The sequence below is a fragment of the Rhizobacter sp. P2_H2 genome, assembly GCF_056403375.1.
In genome coordinates this window covers 1-871 of record NZ_JBFUFP010001583.1, presented here as the reverse complement: position 1 = coordinate 871, position 871 = coordinate 1, and the positions used below count along the sequence as shown (strand labels likewise).

Genomic DNA, 871 nt, shown 5'->3' with positions numbered 1-871 from the left:
TGCGACTTCCGCGAACGGGCGGTCGACGGAGGGCGGGATGGGGGGTGTGGACACCGGGGTCGGGACAGAATCGCTCATGCCTTGCATGACGAACCACGCCCCCCCGCGTTCAGCTGAACATCGCCAGCCTTCGTTCGTCTGCTGACACGTGATCCCGCTGCTCGAACCTCTTTTCCAGGGCGCCTGGGCGMCGCTCGGCGAGGCGCTGGTGTGCGCCGCACAGCCGCCCGCCGATGCCGTGCCGGTGCATCGGCTGATCGACGAACCGGCGGTGCTGGATGCGCTGCTGCGCCGCCACGCGCTGCATCGCGGCGTGACGGGCAGCGATCTGCGCGCGGCCGCATCGAGCTGGTGCTTCGCCTACCTCGATGCGCTGCTGCCACCGGTGGTCGCGGCGGCGAGCGTGCTGCAGCATGTGTTCCCGACCGCCCCGCATCAGATGCAGGTCGTGGTGGGTGATGACGATGCGGCGCCGCGCAGCTTCCACATCGAGCACGGCGGTACGGCACGCCGCGGCGGCAGCTGCAGCGAACGCCTGGCGCCGCTGATCGACCTGCACCTGGCACCCCTCTTCGCGCAGCTCGCACGCAGCGCACGGGTCGCGCCGAAGATCCTGTGGGGCAATCTCGCGCGCCGGCTCGACGGGCTGTTCGAGCAAGGTCTCGCGCTGACCGGCCATGCGCCGCACATCGCGCAGGATCGCGACGCCTTGCTGAGCCAGCCGCTGTGGCACGACGGCCGCCCCAACCCGCTGCTGCCGCGGCAGCGCCCGCATCCGCAGGCGTCGCGGACGATCCCGCTGCACCGGCAGTGCTGCCTGTTCTACTGCCTGCCGGGCGAGGACTACTGCAGCGCCTGCCCGCTACAACCC

1 protein-coding gene is annotated in these 871 nt (G+C 71.3%); it reads left to right on the top strand.

Annotation, left to right across the window (positions count from 1 at the left end):
• Positions 1-148: 148 nt before the first annotated feature.
• The coding region (gene fhuF, locus AC1D15_RS34890) for a siderophore-iron reductase FhuF (RefSeq protein ID WP_477829681.1) at positions 149-871 on the top strand (723 nt) is incomplete at its 3' end.